The organism is Bordetella muralis (assembly GCF_965139205.1).
GTDB lineage: Bacteria > Pseudomonadota > Gammaproteobacteria > Burkholderiales > Burkholderiaceae_B > Bordetella_A > Bordetella_A muralis.
This window is the reverse complement of record NZ_CBCSIU010000028.1, coordinates 14210-30673: the sequence shown is the minus strand read 5'-3', so window position 1 is coordinate 30673 and position 16464 is coordinate 14210. Positions and strand designations below refer to the sequence as shown.

At 60.7% G+C, this 16464-nt stretch carries 15 protein-coding genes; 14 read left to right on the top strand and 1 reads right to left on the bottom strand.

Annotated elements, in window-relative coordinates; translation table 11 throughout:
* Window positions 1-98: 98 nt before the first annotated feature.
* The 14 genes from ACNA0I_RS24215 (at window position 99) to ACNA0I_RS24150 (ending at window position 15563) form a co-directional block, all read left to right on the top strand.
* Window positions 99-872 (top strand): SDR family oxidoreductase, encoded by a 774-nt coding sequence (locus ACNA0I_RS24215; RefSeq protein WP_415808581.1) that lies wholly within the window; start codon window positions 99-101, stop codon window positions 870-872.
* A 7-nt stretch (window positions 873-879) separates the two neighbouring features.
* Window positions 880-1128 carry a hypothetical protein gene (locus ACNA0I_RS24210; protein WP_415808580.1) on the top strand — a complete coding sequence of 83 codons (249 nt, stop codon included), beginning with the start codon at window positions 880-882 and terminating at the stop codon, window positions 1126-1128.
* Window positions 1107-1694: a DUF924 family protein gene (locus ACNA0I_RS24205; RefSeq protein WP_415808579.1), complete on the top strand. Its 588-nt coding sequence runs from the start codon at window positions 1107-1109 to the stop codon at window positions 1692-1694. Before ACNA0I_RS24210 ends, ACNA0I_RS24205 begins: the two co-directional genes overlap by 22 nt.
* 110 nt (window positions 1695-1804) lie before the next feature.
* Window positions 1805-2710, top strand: coding sequence for a LysR family transcriptional regulator (locus tag ACNA0I_RS24200; protein WP_415808578.1), 906 nt, complete (start codon window positions 1805-1807; stop codon window positions 2708-2710).
* Window positions 2711-2812: 102 nt separating this feature from the next.
* Complete coding sequence (locus tag ACNA0I_RS24195; RefSeq protein WP_415808577.1) at window positions 2813-3694, top strand: MurR/RpiR family transcriptional regulator; 882 nt, start codon at window positions 2813-2815, stop codon at window positions 3692-3694.
* Window positions 3691-4671, top strand: coding sequence for an isoaspartyl peptidase/L-asparaginase family protein (locus ACNA0I_RS24190; RefSeq protein WP_415808576.1), 981 nt, complete (start codon window positions 3691-3693; stop codon window positions 4669-4671). The genes ACNA0I_RS24195 and ACNA0I_RS24190 overlap by 4 nt, the downstream gene beginning before the upstream one ends.
* Window positions 4672-4712: 41 nt before the next feature.
* A complete protein-coding gene (locus ACNA0I_RS24185) occupies window positions 4713-6599 on the top strand; it encodes a dipeptide ABC transporter ATP-binding protein (RefSeq protein ID WP_415808574.1) in 1887 nt (628 codons plus the stop codon).
* Between the two features lie 75 nt (window positions 6600-6674).
* Window positions 6675-8228 carry a glutathione ABC transporter substrate-binding protein GsiB gene (gene gsiB, locus ACNA0I_RS24180; RefSeq protein WP_415808572.1) on the top strand — a complete coding sequence of 518 codons (1554 nt, stop codon included), beginning with the start codon at window positions 6675-6677 and terminating at the stop codon, window positions 8226-8228.
* 56 nt (window positions 8229-8284) lie between these two features.
* Window positions 8285-9205 carry a glutathione ABC transporter permease GsiC gene (gene gsiC / locus ACNA0I_RS24175; protein ID WP_415808597.1) on the top strand — a complete coding sequence of 307 codons (921 nt, stop codon included), beginning with the start codon at window positions 8285-8287 and terminating at the stop codon, window positions 9203-9205.
* A gap of 7 nt (window positions 9206-9212) precedes the next feature.
* Entirely contained in the window at window positions 9213-10112 is a 900-nt protein-coding gene (gene gsiD, locus ACNA0I_RS24170) for a glutathione ABC transporter permease GsiD (protein ID WP_415808571.1), read from the top strand.
* 158 nt (window positions 10113-10270) lie between these two features.
* A complete protein-coding gene (locus ACNA0I_RS24165) occupies window positions 10271-11344 on the top strand; it encodes a DmpA family aminopeptidase (RefSeq protein ID WP_415808570.1) in 1074 nt (357 codons plus the stop codon).
* A gap of 152 nt (window positions 11345-11496) precedes the next feature.
* Window positions 11497-12327: a M55 family metallopeptidase gene (locus tag ACNA0I_RS24160; RefSeq protein ID WP_415808569.1), complete on the top strand. Its 831-nt coding sequence runs from the start codon at window positions 11497-11499 to the stop codon at window positions 12325-12327.
* Between the two features lie 70 nt (window positions 12328-12397).
* Complete coding sequence (gene ampC, locus ACNA0I_RS24155; protein ID WP_415808568.1) at window positions 12398-13552, top strand: class C beta-lactamase; 1155 nt, start codon at window positions 12398-12400, stop codon at window positions 13550-13552.
* Window positions 13553-13673: 121 nt separating this feature from the next.
* Window positions 13674-15563 carry an aminopeptidase P family protein gene (locus tag ACNA0I_RS24150; RefSeq protein WP_415808567.1) on the top strand — a complete coding sequence of 630 codons (1890 nt, stop codon included), beginning with the start codon at window positions 13674-13676 and terminating at the stop codon, window positions 15561-15563.
* On the opposite strand, the gene ACNA0I_RS24145 is transcribed toward ACNA0I_RS24150, so the two are convergent.
* A complete protein-coding gene (locus tag ACNA0I_RS24145) occupies window positions 15552-16460 on the bottom strand; it encodes a LysR substrate-binding domain-containing protein (protein ID WP_415808566.1) in 909 nt (302 codons plus the stop codon). The two genes, ACNA0I_RS24150 and ACNA0I_RS24145, sit on opposite strands and share 12 nt — an antisense overlap.
* Window positions 16461-16464: the final 4 nt, after the last annotated feature.

Genomic DNA, 16464 nt, shown 5'->3' with positions numbered 1-16464 from the left:
GCAGTTTTTCTGGATAATCCATCCAGCTGCGACGGATTTATCGACGTTGCCTTCGTGTATATGCTGAAACTCCTTTCCATCCGATCAGGAGTTTTTCCATGGCAGACCATTCCATCAAAGGTAAAGTCGCGTTGATCGCGGGCGGCGCAAAGAACCTGGGCGGCTTGATCGCGCGTGATCTGGCTGAACAGGGCGCCAAGGCCGTGGCCATTCACTACAACAGCGCAGCGAGCAAAGCCGATGCCGACGCCACGGTGGCCGCAATTCAGGCCGCGGGGGCCAAGGCGGTCGCGATCCAGGCAGATTTGACAACGGCCGGTGCTGTCGAAAAGCTCTTTGCCGATGCGATCGCTGCGGTGGGCAAGCCCGATATCGCGATCAATACGGTGGGCAAGGTTCTGAAAAAGCCATTCACCGAGATCACTGAGGCCGAATACGACGACATGACGGCGGTGAATGCCAAGTCCGCCTTCTTCTTTTTGAAAGAAGCGGGAAAACACGTCAACGACAATGGCAAGGTCGTGACGCTGGTGACGTCGCTCTTGGGTGCGTTCACGCCGTTCTATGCTGCGTATGCCGGTACCAAGGCGCCGGTTGAACACTTTACGCGAGCCGCGGCAAAGGAATTCGGTGCCCGAGGCATCTCTGTCACGGCCGTCGGGCCGGGCCCGATGGACACGCCATTCTTTTATCCTGCCGAAGGCGCTGATGCCGTGGCTTACCACAAGACAGCCGCCGCGCTGTCGCCGTTGTCGAAAACGGGCTTGACGGATATCGAGGATGTCGTACCCTTTATCCGTCATTTGGTCAGTGACGGCTGGTGGATCACAGGGCAGACGATCTTGATCAACGGTGGCTATACCACCAAGTGAGGACACTATGCGTACGGTGATTTTTATCGTGGTGGGGCTGGTCGTGGCGGCAGCGCTGCTGCGTTGGGTCCCCGTACCATATCGGACCTGGGCTGCGGGCGTGTTTACCGCGGGCTGGTTTGGTGTGTCGGCCTGGAATTTGCGCACAGGCTTGTCACACGGATACACCTTGGCCGAAGAATTGCCCATTCACGTGGCGCTCTTTGGTATTCCTGTTGCAATGGCCTGGGGGGTATGGTGGTGGTTACGACGTTAAATACAGGACGGGCCGATGCGCACGATCTGCCTGACGAGGCGGTGGCGGTAGTGCGATTTTGGCGCGACGCCGGTGCTGATCGCTGGTTCAACAAATCAGCGGCGTTTGACGATGAGTTCCGCGGGCGCTTTCTGTCTCTGCATGAGGCGGCCGCACGTGGCGAGCTTGATGGCTGGGCACAGACGGCCGAGGGGGCATTGGCGCTGCTGATATTGCTGGATCAGTTCCCGCGCAATGCCTTCAGGGGGACGGCTCGCATGTACGAGACCGACGCGCGAGCCAGAATGATCGCGCACCAGGCCGTCGACAATGGTCTGGATGACCAGGTAGAAAAGGCGCTACGCGTTTTCTTTTATCTGCCATTTTCCCATTCCGAAAATATCCAGGATCAACGTCGCGGGGTCGAGCGGAATCAGCGCTTGGGACAGCCGTGGTTAACACATGCGTTGGGACATGCCGACATCATTGAACGCTTTGGCCGTTTTCCTCATCGCAATCCTCTGCTGGGGCGCAGTACGACAGCGCAGGAACAGGCTTTTCTCGATGCGGGCGGCTTCACTGGCTGACCTCCTTGATTTTTTACCGCTGGGTCGTACCAAGGTAAAAAGCCCCCTCGGGGGGCAGCAAGCCGAAGGCGCGGCGTGGGGGGATTTTCTAACGCCCATAGGCGAGCTACGTGGATAAATTCGATCAATATCGTGTGTTTGTCCAGGTCGCGGAAATGGGCAGCTTTATCAAGGCGGCCCACGCGCTTGATTTACCGAGAGCCTCCGTCTCTGCGGCCGTTCAACAGCTGGAGACGCGAATGGGGGCCCGCCTGCTGCACCGGACGACGCGGCATGTGCGGTTGACGGCCGACGGCGAGCAGTTGCTCGAACGCGTGCGGCCCTTGCTGAGTGAAATCGAAAGCATCGATCAGTTGTTCGAGCTCAGCGAACGTCAGGTGTCGGGCCGCCTGAATATCGACGTGCCGAGCCGCATCGCCAGGCGGTTGATAGCCCCGGCGCTACCCACCTTGTTGCGCCGCCACCCTCGCTTGCAATTGGCGCTGGGGTCTTCGGACCGTGTAATTGACTTGATTCAGGAAGGGGTCGATTGTGCCGTACGTATCGGCACGCTGCACGATAGCAGCCTCGTGGTGCGGCCTTTGGGGCGCATCGCATTGATTAATTGCGCCAGCCCCGCGTATCTGCGAGAGCAGGGTGAGCCTGCCCATCCGGATGATCTGGCTGCTGGCCATTGGGCGGTAGGCTATGCGTCCGCGACCACGGGGCGCGAAATGCCATGGGAGTATGTCGGCCCGGACGGGGAGGAGCATGCGCTGGTATTGCCCAGCCGGGTGATCGTAAACAATGCCGAGAGCTACATCGCCTGCTGCCTGGCAGGGATGGGATTGATACAAATTCCCCGTTTCGACGTGCAGCACTTGCTGGACACGGGCGCGTTGTGCGAGGTTCTGCCCGGCTATCGCGCCGCAGCCATGCCCGTGGCCTTGCTTTATCCCCATCGCCGCCAGCGCTCCCGGCGGCTGGCTGTGTTTCTGGAGTGGTTCGAGCACCTGATGCGGCCGTATTTGGGGTAATCCCTCGGTATGAAAATTAATTTTCTTGAATACAATTACAATGTAAATTAATTTACACACGCCGGCTCGTCGCCGTATTCCCTACGTAGCACCTCCCGATTCATGACTCAGGCGCCTTTGTCTGTTGCCGCGCGGATAGCCCGTGCGCAGCCCTCGTTCAGCCGCATCCAGCATCAGATGGCGGAATACGTGCTCGCGCATCAGTTTCGTGTGGCGACCATGACGATCGACGAGTTTGCGGCAGCGGCCGGGGTGTCGGTGGCTTCGGCCAACCGTTTCGCCCGCGCTCTGGATTTACCGGGCTATCCGCAATTCCGCGCTGAGTTGGCGCGCGGGTTCGAGTCCGCTCTCGAGCCGGTAGAGAAAATGCGCGTTGAGCTGGCTCATTCCGCCACGGCGGCGCAAGTCATGGCCTCCGCGCTGGAAGAAGACATTCGCAATGCGCAGCGCACCCTGCAGGAATTGGATCCGCAGGCCTGTGAGCGCGCGGTGGATATGGTGTTGGCTGCCGAGCGCGTGTTCATTATTGGTTTTGGGTCCAGCGGCTTTTTGGCGGGGCTTCTGCAACGCGGCCTGTATATGCATTTGCATGCCTGTGAGTCGCTGGCCGGTCCTGGCGGCGTGTCGCATGCCGCCCGCCAGATGGTTCGTATGACATCGCGTGACCTGGTCATCGCGATTGGCTTTCCGCGTTATCTGGCCGATACCGTGACCCTGAGCCAGGCGGCGCAGCAGGCCGGTGTGCCGGTGCTGGTGTTGACGGACAAGGCAACCTCGCCGTTGGCGCCGTTGGCAACCGTGGCGTTATACGCCCATACCGCGCGCCAGTTGTCGTCCAATTCGGAGACGGCTGCATTGGGGCTGATAGAGGGTCTGTCCGCCGCGGTAGCCCATCGTTCCAAGAATTCAATTCAGGCCGCTGCAGGCGTGACGCAGTCCGTCATGCCGTGGCTATTTCATGGTGCAGGAGCAGGAAAAAGATGATTCAGCCGGTGATCGCCATTCACGGCGGGGCAGGGGCCATGTCGCGGGCCGCTATGTCGCCCGAGAAAGAGCAAGAGTATCTGCAGGCGTTGCGCAGCATCGTTCAGGCTGGCCAGGCTGTGTTGGCACAGGGCGGCAGCGCGTTGGATGCCGTGACTGAGGCAGTGCGTTTGCTCGAGGACTGTCCCTTGTTCAATGCGGGCCACGGCGCGGTGTTCACCAGTACCGGTACGCACGAGCTGGACGCCTCGATCATGGATGGCGCGACGTTGCGCTCCGGCGCGATCGCCAATGTCAATTGTGTGCGCAACCCTGTGTTGGCCGCACGCAAGGTCATGGAAAACAGCAAGCACGTATTTTTTGTCGGTGACGGCGCCGTCGATTTCGCTCGCAGCGAAGGCCTGGAAATCGTCGATCCGTCGTATTTCTCGACCGAAGCGCGTCGCGAACAATTGTTGCGCGTGCAGCGCGAGAACCCCGAGGCTGCCGTGTTGGATCACGATGGTCAGGCGCTGGTGGCGCGTGGCCAGCCGGCCCCGGCAGACCCGCTGGATGCCGACAAGAAATTCGGTACGGTGGGCGCCGTCGCCGTCGATGCGCAGGGCAATGTCGCTGCCGCAACGTCGACCGGCGGTATCACCAACAAGCAGGTTGGCCGCGTAGGCGATGCACCGATGATTGGAGCAGGCTGCTACGCGAATAACCGCACCTGCGCAGTGTCCACGACCGGCACGGGCGAGATGTTCATCCGCATGGTCGCGGCCTATGACGTGTCGGCGTTGATGGAATATCAGGGCGCTTCGCTCGAGGCAGCGGCCAGTCGCGTGGTGCATGAAAAATTGCCCACCATCGAGGGCAAGGGCGGTTTGATTGCCGTGGACGGGCAGGGCAATGTGACCCTGCCGTTCAATACCGAAGGTATGTATCGAGGCTACGGCCGAGTGGGCGAAGACGCTGTCGTCGCCATTTATCGATGACACTGGCGTCATCAAGCATTTAGTTAGGAACGGAATTCAATATGGTTGATCGCGCTCAGACGCTGGCGATGCCGGAAAACCGCGTGGTCCAGGTCGATGACCTGACGGTGCGTTTTGTGACCTCTGAACGAACGGTGGAGGCGGTGCGCAATCTGTCGTTCCATGTCGATCGTGGCGAGACCTTGGCTATCGTCGGCGAGTCGGGCTCGGGTAAATCCGTGACGTCGCTGTCGTTGATGCGCCTGGTCGAGCATGGCGGTGGGCGCATCGCTCAGGGCCGCATGGCGCTGCGCCGTCGCAATAACGAGATCGTGAATCTGGCCGGCGCCTCGCAGCGCATGATGCGCAGTGTGCGCGGCGCCGACATGGCGATGATTTTCCAAGAGCCGATGACGTCGTTGAATCCGGTGTTCACGGCGGGCGATCAGATCGCGGAAACGATCCGTCTGCACCAGGGCATGGACGCTGCTGCGGCTCGTGCCGAAGCCTTGCGCATGCTGGAACAGGTCCGTATCCCCGAAGCCAAATCGGTACTCGACCGTCACCCGCATCAACTGTCCGGCGGCATGCGTCAGCGCGTGATGATCGCGATGGCGTTGGCCTGCAAGCCTGCATTGTTGATTGCGGACGAGCCGACCACGGCGCTGGACGTGACCATCCAGGCCCAGATCCTGCAACTCATCCGTCAGTTGCAAGACGAGATGCAGATGGGCGTGGTCTTCATCACACACGACATGGGTGTCGTGGCCGAGGTAGCCGATCGCGTGTTGGTCATGTTCCGCGGCGACAAAGTCGAAGAAGGTTCGGCCGATCAGGTGTTTGCGGCGCCTCAGCACCAATACACCAAGGCCTTGCTCTCTGCGGTACCGCGATTGGGTGCGATGCAAGGCACGGATCTGCCGGCGCGTTTTCCGCTGTTGCAAGTCGATGGCCAGGCAAAACCTGTGGCAAAGGACGGCGACGCCAGCACGCAGGAAGTGCCGCGCGCAAAGCAAGACCCCGTCCTCAGCGTGCGCGATCTCGTGACGCGTTTCGATCTGCGCGGTGGCATATTCAGCCGCGTGCAACGTCGTGTACATGCCGTTGAGAAAGTGAGTTTTGATCTGTACCCCGGCGAGACGCTGTCGCTGGTGGGCGAGTCCGGTTGCGGGAAATCTACGACGGGCCGTTCGCTGTTGCGCCTGGTCCAGAGCCAGAGTGGCGAGATTCTGTTTGGTGGCCGCGATATCGTCAAACTGAAAAATACCGAACTGCAGGCATTGCGCCGCGATATTCAGTTCGTATTCCAGGATCCGTTCGCCTCGCTGGACCCGCGTGTGACGGTCGGCTTTTCCATCATGGAGCCGCTGTTGGTGCACGGCGTGGCCTCGGGCCGCGAGGCCGAAGCGCGTGTGGCCGAGTTGCTTGAGCGTGTCGGTTTGCCCGCCGAGGTGGCTCAACGCTATCCGCATGAATTCTCCGGCGGCCAACGTCAACGCGTGTGTATCGCACGGGCGCTGGCATTGAACCCCAAGGTCGTGATCGCCGACGAATCCGTGTCGGCCTTGGACGTGTCCATCCAGGCGCAAATCGTCAACCTGCTGATCGATTTGCAGCGCGACCTGGGCGTGTCGTTCCTGTTTATTTCGCACGATATGGCCGTGGTCGAACGCATCAGCCATCGTGTCGCGGTGATGTACCTGGGACAGATCGTCGAGATCGGTCCGCGCCGCGCCATTTTCGAGAACCCCCAACATCCCTACACCAAGAAGCTGATGTCGGCCGTGCCGATCGCCGATCCGGCGCGCCGCCATCTCAAACGCACCTTGTTGTCCGATGAAATCCCGAGCCCGATCCGCAAGGTCGGCGACGAGCCCGTCGTCGAGTCGCTGGTGCAGGTCGGCCCGGGGCATTTTGTTGCGCGTCATGCAGTGGGTGGCGCGTATTGATGTTGCCGGCGGCGGCATGCCGCCGGTCTGTTTTGTTCACTAAACCGTCTCTCCTTTTTGATTTCAGGAGCTGCAATGATGAAAGTACTGCGCCCCACTAAGCTGATGGCCGCCGCCGCGCTGGCCTTTGGCGTGCTCGCTTCGCCGCTGGCTCATGCCAGCAAGGACGTTACCTTCGCGGTATCGATCGCGCTGGAAACGCTCGATCCGTACAACACGAACAGCACCCTGAACCAGGCTGTCGGCAAGGCCTATTACGAGGGTCTGTTTGAGTTCGACAAAGACCTGAAGATCCAGAAAGTCCTGGCCACTGACTACACTGTCAGCGAAGACGGCCTGGTCTATACGTTCAAGCTGCGTCCCGGTGTGAAATTCCAGGACGGTACCGATTTCAACGCCGAGGCCGTCAAGATCAACTTTGACCGTCCTGCCAATCCGGACAACCGCCTGTCGCGCTACATCCAGTTCAGCGTGATCGATCACATCGATGTGGTGGATCCTTTGACGGTCAAGATCACGTTGAAGAAGCCGTTCTCGGCTTTCTTGAACGCATTGGCTCACCCGGCTGCCATGATGATTTCGCCTGCCGCGTTGAAAAAATACGGCAAGGAAATCGGCTTTCATCCCGTGGGCACCGGCCCGTTCGAATTCGTCGAGTGGAAACCCGCCGAATACCTGAAGGTCAAGAAATTCGACGGCTATTGGAACCAGGGCAAGCCGAAAGTTGATTCGATCACTTTCCGCACCGTGACCGACAACAACACGCGTGCTGCCGTGGTGCAGACGGGCGAAGCCCACTTCGCGTTCCCCGTGCCGTTCGAGCAAGCCGCCATCCTGGCCAAGAACGAAAAGCTGGACGTGGTCGATCACCAGAACTCGATCATGGCGCGCTACCTGTCGATGAACACGCAGGTCAAGCCGTTCAATGATCCCAAGGTTCGCCAAGCCATCAACTACGCCATCAACAAACAAGCGTTGGCAAAAGTGGCGTTCAATGGTTATGCCACCATCGTCGATGGCGTTGTGCCCACAGGTGTGGACTACGCCCACAAGACCGGTCCGTGGCCCTACGATCCCGCCAAGGCACGTCAACTGCTGAAGGAAGCAGGCTACGAAAAGGGCTTCGAGACGCAGTTGTGGTCGGCGTATAACGACGGCACGTCGGTCAAGGTGGTCCAGTTCCTGCAGCAACAGCTTGCTCAGGTCGGCATCAAGACTTCGGTAGAGGTATTGGAGTCGGGCCAACGCGTGCAACGCGTACAGCAAGTGCAAAAACCCGAAGACGCCAAGGTTCGCCTCTACTACGCGGGCTGGTCGTCCTCGACCGGCGAAGCCGACTGGGGCCTGCGTCCCTTGCTGAGCACCGGTGCGTTCCCGCCCGTGCTGAACAACGTGTCGTACTACTCCAACAAGTCTGTGGACGATGGCATTCAAGAAGCCCTCGCCACGACGGATCGTGCGAAAAAGACCGAGATCTACAACAAAGTTCAGGAAACCATCTGGAATGACGCCCCCTGGGCCTTCCTGGTGACCCAGAACAATGTGTACGTGAAATCGAAGAACCTGAGCGGTGTGTATGTCGAACCCGACACCTCGTTCTGGTTCGGTGACATCGATCTCAAGCAGTAATCGCAAGCAAGGCTCGGCGGATGCATGGGGCATCCNCCNACGTCTCAGGAATTTCAATGCTGACCTATATCGTCAAACGTTTATTGGGCATGATCCCGACCCTGTTGTTGGTCTCGGTGGTCGTGTTCTTGTTTGTGCACATGCTCCCGGGCGATCCGGCGCGCTTGGCCGCGGGCCAGGATGCCGACCAGGCCACGGTCGAGCTCGTGCGCCAGGAGCTCGGCCTGGATCTGCCCTTGCCGCAGCAATTCGTGCGCTACTTCAGCCATATGCTGCAAGGTGATCTGGGGAACTCGCTGCGTACCAAGCGGCCGGTGTCCACTGAAATCGCCGAGCGCTTTATGCCCACAATGTGGTTGACGATCGCCAGTATGATCTGGTCAGTCGGGTTCGGGATGGTCTTCGGGATTGTCTCTGCCGTCTGGCGCAATCGCTGGCCTGACCGTGTCCTCATGACGCTGGCCGTGTCGGGGATTTCGTTCCCGGCCTTTGCGTTGGGCATGATGCTGATGCAAGTCTTCTCGGTGAATCTGGGATGGCTGCCTACCGTGGGCGCCTCGAGCTGGAAACACTATATTCTGCCGTCCATCACGCTGGGCGCCGCCGTGGCGGCAGTGATGGCGCGATTCACGCGGGCATCGTTCGTTGAGGTCATTCAAGAGGACTTCGTGCGTACGGCGCGGGCCAAGGGCCTGGCGGAAACCCGCGTGGTCATCAAGCACACGCTGCGTAACGCGCTGATTCCCGTGGTCACCATGATGGGCCTGCAGTTCGGCTTTCTGCTGGGCGGCTCGATCGTGGTCGAGACGGTGTTCAACTGGCCGGGCCTGGGCCGGCTGCTGGTTGACGCAGTGACGCAGCGCGACTATCCCGTGATTCAGGGCCTGGTGTTGCTGTTCTCGCTGGAATTCATTTTGATCAACTTGATTGTCGACGTGCTGTATGGCGTCATCAATCCCAGTATCCGTTATAAGTGAGGCGGGCATGAGCAATACGACTACCGCCACTACCGTGCAGGCTGCCAAACAGAACGCGGTGCGCACGCCGCTGACCGAGTTCTGGCGCAAATTCAAAAAGCAGAAACTCGCCGTAGGCGCAGGGATTTTCGTCCTGCTGCTGGTCCTGGTGGCGATTTTTGCGCGCTGGATTGTTCCTTTCGATCCGGAAAATTTCTTTGACTATGACGCGCTGAATGCGGGGCCCTCTGCGACCCATTGGCTAGGCGTGGACTCACTGGGCCGGGATATTTTCAGCCGCATCATTGCGGGTGCGCAGATCTCGTTGGCCGCAGGCTTCCTGTCGGTCGCCATGGGTGCCGTGGTTGGCACCTTGATGGGCCTGATGGCAGGGTACTACGAGGGCTGGTGGGAACGCATCACCATGCGTATTTCCGACGTGCTGTTGGCATTTCCCGGCATGCTGCTGGCGATTGGCGTGGTAGCCATTCTGGGCTCGAGCATGGTCAACGTGATTGTCGCCGTGGCCGTGTTCAGCGTGCCGGCATTTGCGCGACTGGTGCGCGGCAATACGCTCGCCATCAAACAGATGACGTACGTCGAGGCCGTGCGCAGTATCGGTGCATCGGACTGGACCATCATCATGCGCCATATCTTGCCTGGCACGATCTCTCCGATCGTGGTCTATGGCACGATGCGTATCGGCACGTCGATCATCACGGCCGCCAGCCTGTCGTTCCTGGGCATGGGGGCGCAACCGCCCACGCCGGAATGGGGCGCCATGCTGAACGAGGCCCGTGCCGATATGGTGCTGGCCCCGCACGTGGCGATTTTCCCGGCGCTGGCGATTTTCCTGACCGTGTTGGCGTTCAACCTGTTGGGTGATGGCTTGCGCGATGCGTTGGACCCCAAGATCGATCGCCGTTGAACCGCGCGTGTGATCGGCAGTGAATCGAAAAAAAGGGTGCGGCGCAGGCTGCGCCCTTTTTTCCTGGGGTTGACGCTCCGTTCGGGCTGCTGTGTTTTTTTACGTTGCCCAAGCAACACCAGGCATGAATAAGGAGGCCGCCCCTGAGCGGTGATGCCATGACAACAATTGATCCTGCTTTCCCCATGCCGCGCGTCGGCCGATTGCCTAGCGGCGCGCGTGACGCGATCAGCGATGTCGCCGGGGTGACCGTGGGCCATGTGACATTGGCCGATGGCGATTGCCAGACCGGCGTGACGGTGGTGCGCCCGCATGCGGGTAACGTCTATACCGACAAAGTACCGGCAGCCGCCAGCGTCATCAATGGCTTTGGCAAAAGCATAGGCCTGGTGCAAGTCAGCGAATTGGGTGTGTTGGAAACGCCGATCGCGTTGACCAATACGTTTGGCGTGGGTACCGTGGCCAATGCGCAGATACACCAGGCGATTGCGGCCAATCCTCAGATCGGCCGCGACTGGGCAACGGTGAACTCGTTGGTATTCGAGTGCAATGACGGCTATTTGAACGACATCCAGACACTGGCGGTGTCAGAGGCCGACTACCTGGCGGCGTATGAGGCAGCGGATGTCGAGTTCGCGCAAGGGGCGGTCGGCGCCGGGCGCGGCATGTCCAGTTTTTCTTTCAAAGGCGGCATCGGTTCTGCATCGCGCATCGCCGAGATTCAGCCCGGCCAGCGTTATACCGTCGGCGCGCTGGTGCTGTCGAACTTCGGTCGTCTGCCACTGCTGACGATTGCAGGGCGGCCCTTTGGCAAGCGTTTTGCCGAACAACAGGCGGGTGAAACGGGGCCTGAAAAGGGTTCGATCATTTTATTGCTGGCCACGGATGCACCATTGGATGCGCGCCAACTCGGCCGGCTGTCATTGCGTGCCGCGGCAGGATTGGCGCGCACCGGCTCGGTATACGGTCACGGCAGCGGGGATATCTCGATGGCGTTTTCCACGGCCTATACCGTGCCGCATCAAGCCGAGCGCGCGATGCCGGCGCAAGCCGTGCTGCATGAGGCCCGCATCGACAAGCTGTTTGAGGCTGCCGCCGAAGCCTGCGAGCAAGCCATTGTGGCCGCGCTGTGGCGCGCCGAAACCGTGCAGGGCCGAGATGGCCATGTGCGCCAGGCGATTACCGAAGCTATTCCCGATTGGCGGCAATGGCTGACAGACGCTGATCATTGAGCGTATTGCGTGAGGCAGTGTTTGACCGCTGCGGTGAGCCGTAATGCGTGACTGGCGATTGGTTGTGCTTGATGTGCTGTGCCGTGTGATTCGATACGTCGTTAGAGACCGGCAGGCGAGTTTCCAGCTAAATGTTTTTGTTTGAGCATTCTATGAAGATCTTGATTTCCACCGACATTGAAGGCATTGCCGGCGTCTTTCATCCTGAACAGGTTCGTGCCGGCAATGGCGAGTACGAGCGGGCGCGTGCCTGGATGACCAAAGAAGCCAACGCCGCGGTGATAGGCGCGTTTGCGGGTGGTGCGACGGAAGTGCTGGTCAATGATTCGCACGGCGGTTTTCGTAATCTGCTGCCCGATCTGCTGGACCCGCGTGCGCGTCTGGTGTTGGGCAAACCCCGCTATCTGGGCATGATGGGTGGTCTCGAGGAACCCTGCGATGCCGTGATCATGATCGGCTATCACTCGCGTGCACAGGGGCGTGGGATCCTCGCACACACGATCAACAGTTTCGCGTTTGCCCGCGTGCTGATCAACGGATTGGAGCTGGGCGAGGCCGGTTTGTACGGCGCGCTCGCGGGCGAGCTGGGCGTGCCGGTCATCATGGCCAGCGGCGATGATGTTTTCATCGAAGAAACGCGGCCGCTGTATCCGAATGCCCAATGGGTGCAAACCAAAGTCGCGCACGGGCAGGGCAGTGGAGTGACCTTGTCGCCCGAGGCCGCCCGCCAGGCAATTGCGGCCGCGGCGGAAACGGCAGTGCGCGCCGTCGTGGACCACACGGGCGGTACCGCTCCCCTGCAGATCGCGGCGCCTATAGAATGCCGGTTGCAGACCCAGACTACGGCGTTGGCCGATCTGTTCTGCATGTGGCCCACGCTCGAGCGCGTGGACGGTGTGACGGTGCGGTTTACGGCCGATAGCATGCAAGCAGCGGTACGCACGCTCAATAGCTTGTCGGCCATGTCGTCCATGCTCCGTTAAGGGGCCTTGGCCGTCCAGGCTGACTGCAGATCGTTCGTCCCCACGAAGTACTTTCGAGATTGAATCGCCTATGTATTCCGTCAATAAACGATGGCTTCAACCCCTTTGGTGTGCATGCCTGGCCGCAATCATGAGTCCCGCGGCGGCTGGCGCAGCGGTGCCCGAATCTCCTGTCAATATCAGTCAGGCGGCCGAGCAAGTCATGCGAGAGTACAACGTGCCGGGCATGGCGATTTCCGTGACCGACCATGGGAAGCAAACGTTTTATAACTTCGGGGTCGCGTCAAAGACGACGCGCCAGCCAGTCACCAGCGATACGCTGTTCGAGATCGGTTCTGTCAGCAAGACGTTCACTGCGACACTGGCAACCTACGCTCAGACGCTCGGACGCCTTTCTTTAGATGATAGTCCTGCCCGGCATCTGCCTTATCTGCGCGGCAGCAGTCTGGACAACGTCAGCCTCGCTCATCTCGGCACTCACACTGCCGGAGGCTTTCCGCTACAGGTGCCGGACGCCATTACCAACGAAAAACAGTTGATGCGTTATTTCGTAGCGTGGACGCCGCAGTACGCGGCAGGCACCGCGCGGACCTATGCCAATCCAAGTATCGGTTTGCTGGGCGTCGTTGCCGCCAAGGCGTCAGGTCTGCCGTTCAAGACGGCTATGGAACGACAGCTCTTTCCGCTGTTGGGGCTGCATGACACCTATATCGACGTGCCACCGGCAAAACTGGAAAACTATGCCCAGGGTTACAACAAAGCCGACGCGCCAGTGCGCGTGAACCCGGGCATCCTCGCGGACGAGGCTTACGGCGTCAAAACCACCGCCAGAGATCTGATCCGCTTCGTGCAGTTGAATATCGATTCGTCCCGAGGCGGGAGCGATCTCGACAAGGCGCTGCGCAACACCCGTGTCGGGTATTTCACGCTTGGCGCCATGACACAGGACCTCGTCTGGGAGCAGTACGAGGAATCCGTCGAGCTCAAGGACTTGCTCGACGGAAACTCCGCCAGGATTGCGTATGAAACCCATCCCGTCCAGGCCATCGCGCCGCCTCGTCCGCCCCTGCAAGCGGCTTGGGTCAACAAGACCGGATCGACCAACGGGTTTGGGGCTTATGTCGCGTTTTTGCCTGCTCAGCGCAAGGGTATCGTCATCCTGGCAAACAAGAATTTTCCGATTGAGGCCCGTGTCCGGCTCGCCTATCTCATCTTGATGCGTTGACGCATATTGAAACAAGCGTAGTATCGGTTGCCTTTGATGACTCCGGCGATACGGTCGCCGTCGCATCACCGGCTCGATAAAATGCCGGCAGACAAACATTCACGTTGCGTTAAGGAATTTCATGTCTTTCACTGATACCCGCATTGCCCAGTTGCGGCAGGCCATGCGCCGCCTAGGTCTGGATGCTTGCATCGTACCGTCTGCCGATCCCCATCTGTCGGAATACCTGCCTGCGCGTTGGCAAGGCCGTCAATGGCTCAGTGGTTTTACGGGCTCGGTGGCGACGCTCGTGGTGACCGCAGATTTCGCAGGGCTGTGGGTCGATAGCCGCTATTGGGTGCAGGCAGAAGCCCAATTGGCTGGTACGTGTGTACAGCTGATGAAAATTGCGACGGCATCGACGCCGAGTCATATCGACTGGTTGGCCAGCAATCTGACGGCGGGGCAATGCGTCGGTGTAGATGGCCACGTACTAGGCCTGGCGTCGTTCCGGGCCTTGTCCGCCGCCTTGTCGCCGGTGGGCGTGCATCTGGACATCCAGGCCGACCCGCTTGCCGAGATCTGGCAGGATCGTCCCGGCTTGCCGGATGCGCCGGTCTATGAACACACGGCGCCGCAGGCATGTGTCACGCGCGCCGACAAACTGGCCCAGGTCCGCAGCGTCATGCAAGCCAAAGGGGCCGACGTGCATCTGTTATGTACGCTGGACGATATCGCCTGGCTGTTTAATCTGCGTGGCGCGGATGTATCGTATAACCCCGTGTTCCTGGCGCACGCATTGATCGGGGCAGACTATGCCACGCTGTTCGTGGCCGATGGCAAAATCGACGAGTCCCTGCGCGCCGTATTGGCCGCCGACGGCGTGGACGTTGCGCCCTACGACCAAGCGGCAGAGGCATTGGGATCCATCGCGCTCGATCAAACCCTGCTGATCGATCCTGCACGCGTGACCTGCGGCGTGTTTCATGCCATGGACCCTGCGGTGCCACGCGTCGAGGCGATCAATCCGTCGACTTTGTTCAAGTCGCGCAAGACCGAGGCCGAGCTCGCCCAGGTCCGTCAGGCCATGGAGCAGGACGGCGCGGCGCTGTGCGAGTTTTTTGCGTGGTTCGAGCAGACGGTCAACGGCAGTCGTGATGCTGTGCGCACAGACGACAATGCAGATCGCGCGGATGACGCCAGCCAGTCTGCCGCCACGACGCGTGGTGGGACAGCGCTCGCACCGGTCACCGAGTTGACCATCGATGAACAAATCACCGCGGCCCGCGCTCGCCGGCCGGGATACGTCTGCCCCAGTTTTGGCACGATTGCGGGCTTCAACGCCAACGGCGCCATGCCGCACTACCGCGCCACGCCCGAGTCACACGCCGTCATCGAAGGCGACGGCCTGTTGTTGATCGATTCGGGCGGCCAGTACCTCGGCGGCACCACCGATATCACCCGCGTGGTGGCGGTGGGCACGCCGAGCGCCGACCAGAAAGTCGATTTCACGCTGGTACTCAAGGGCATGATCGCGCTCTCTCGCGCGGCATTCCCGCGCGGCACGCCGTCGCCGATGCTGGATGCCATTGCCCGCGCACCCATCTGGCAAGGCGGTGTGGAATATGGCCACGGCACCGGCCACGGTGTGGGATATTTCCTGAACGTGCACGAGGGGCCGCAGGTCATTTCCTATCGGGCTGCTCCGGGGCCGCATACGGCCATGGAGCCTGGGATGATTACCTCCAATGAGCCCGGACTTTACCGAGCAGGCCGTTGGGGCGTACGCATCGAAAACCTGGTCGCCAACCGCAGTTGGCTGGAGGGCGAGTTCGGCGAGTTCTTGTGCTTCGAGACCTTGACGCTGTGTCCCATCGATACCCGTTGCATCGAGGTCTCGCTGCTGCGCGACGACGAAATCGCCTGGCTGGACGATTATCATCGCACCGTCCGTGAACGCCTGGCTCCGCTAGTCGAGGGCGCCGCCCTGGACTGGTTGCAGTCCAGCACGCAGCCGCTGTCAGCTGCGTGAGCGAAACCCCTGCTGGCCGAAGCGTCCTTGCTGCCCCATGCGGCGGGCCGCTTCGATCAGCGCCGTGCTGTCGGGAGTGCTTTCGCCGGCAAAGGCATAGAATCGCGCCTCAGGCAGTTCCGGCAGCCCGTCTTCGACGCCCAGCACGCGCAAGCTTGCGCTGCGCTGGCTATCGGCGACCACGGTCACGGCAAAGCCCGAGCGCGCCGCTGACAAGCACCCAGCCATACTGCTGCTTTCAAAAACGATACGCCACGTGCGATCCGTGCTGCCCAACGCGGTGACGGCTGCCTCTCGATAGACGCATGGTTCCGGAAAGACGGCCAGCGGCAGCGGGCCGGCCGTCGACAAGGGCTGATCCGTCGCAAAAACCCAGACTAGCGGCTCTTCCCATAACAAGGTGCCGTGGTCCTCGACACGGCTGCACTGCTTGCCAAAGACGAGGTCCAGGCGGCCGCGCTCCTGCTGGCGCAACAGATCAGCGGTGATGCCGACTTTCAGTTCGATCGTTGCGTCGGGGTGCCATTGGCGAAAACGCTGCAGTACGTGGGGCAACCAGGCTCCGGCGAAGTCCTCGGAGGCGCCGACACGCAGCCGTCCACGCAGCGGTACGCCTCGCAGTTTGGCGCGCGCCTCGCGTTCCAGATCGAGAATATTGCGGCCGTAGGCATACAAGGTGTTGCCCGCCTGGGTCAGTTCCATGCGGCGCGTCGTGCGGGCCAGGAGGCTCGCGCCCGCGATCTGTTCCAGTCGGCGCATATGTCCGCTGACGGCCGACGGTGTCAACGCCAGACGTTCGGCTGCCGCGGCGAAGCTGCCGCTGTCCACTACTTCCAGAAACGTGCGCAGTAACACTGTGTCCAGCGGCGGTCCGTCGGCCAGGAGAGGATAGTTCATTCTG

Coding starts and splice junctions, on each gene's coding strand:
- ACNA0I_RS24215 (WP_415808581.1), top strand. CDS start 99: ATGGCAGACCATTCCATCAAAGGTAAAGTCGCGTTGATCGCGGGCGGC.
- ACNA0I_RS24210 (WP_415808580.1), top strand. CDS start 880: ATGCGTACGGTGATTTTTATCGTGGTGGGGCTGGTCGTGGCGGCAGCG.
- ACNA0I_RS24205 (WP_415808579.1), top strand. CDS start 1,107: ATGGTGGTGGTTACGACGTTAAATACAGGACGGGCCGATGCGCACGAT.
- ACNA0I_RS24195 (WP_415808577.1), top strand. CDS start 2,813: ATGACTCAGGCGCCTTTGTCTGTTGCCGCGCGGATAGCCCGTGCGCAG.
- ACNA0I_RS24190 (WP_415808576.1), top strand. CDS start 3,691: ATGATTCAGCCGGTGATCGCCATTCACGGCGGGGCAGGGGCCATGTCG.
- ACNA0I_RS24185 (WP_415808574.1), top strand. CDS start 4,713: ATGGTTGATCGCGCTCAGACGCTGGCGATGCCGGAAAACCGCGTGGTC.
- gsiB (WP_415808572.1), top strand. CDS start 6,675: ATGATGAAAGTACTGCGCCCCACTAAGCTGATGGCCGCCGCCGCGCTG.
- gsiC (WP_415808597.1), top strand. CDS start 8,285: ATGCTGACCTATATCGTCAAACGTTTATTGGGCATGATCCCGACCCTG.
- gsiD (WP_415808571.1), top strand. CDS start 9,213: ATGAGCAATACGACTACCGCCACTACCGTGCAGGCTGCCAAACAGAAC.
- ACNA0I_RS24165 (WP_415808570.1), top strand. CDS start 10,271: ATGACAACAATTGATCCTGCTTTCCCCATGCCGCGCGTCGGCCGATTG.
- ACNA0I_RS24160 (WP_415808569.1), top strand. CDS start 11,497: ATGAAGATCTTGATTTCCACCGACATTGAAGGCATTGCCGGCGTCTTT.
- ampC (WP_415808568.1), top strand. CDS start 12,398: ATGTATTCCGTCAATAAACGATGGCTTCAACCCCTTTGGTGTGCATGC.
- ACNA0I_RS24150 (WP_415808567.1), top strand. CDS start 13,674: ATGTCTTTCACTGATACCCGCATTGCCCAGTTGCGGCAGGCCATGCGC.
- ACNA0I_RS24145 (WP_415808566.1), bottom strand. CDS start 16,460: ATGAACTATCCTCTCCTGGCCGACGGACCGCCGCTGGACACAGTGTTA.